At 55.5% G+C, this 256-nt stretch carries 1 rRNA gene; it reads left to right on the top strand.

Annotated elements, in window-relative coordinates:
- Nucleotides 1-54, top strand: a 16S ribosomal RNA gene (locus SERN_RS15200); the annotation flags it as partial.
- Between the last annotated feature and the right edge of the window lie 202 nt (nucleotides 55-256).

Here is a 256-nt window from a genome sequence, read left to right as displayed (position 1 = left end):
ACTAAGTCGTAACAAGGTAGCCGTACCGGAAGGTGCGGCTGGATCACCTCCTTTCTAAGGAGTCAACGTTGGCTGCTCACAGTTTCCTGCATGTCTTGTTCGTGCTCGCTCGTTGATCCTCTTGCCCGTGTGGTGGGGGGTGAGGGTTGAGCTGTTCGGGTGTGGGTTGTGGGTGGCAGGTCGAACATCATCGTTGTGGTGGTGGGGTTGCCTGTGACTCTTGGGTGGAACATCATGTTCATTCCTTGACTGCTGC

Origin of the sequence: Serinibacter arcticus (genome assembly GCF_004786095.1) — a bacterium.
Classification (GTDB): Bacteria; Actinomycetota; Actinomycetes; order Actinomycetales; family Beutenbergiaceae; genus Litorihabitans; species Litorihabitans arcticus.
This window is presented reverse-complemented; position numbering and strand designations above follow the sequence as displayed.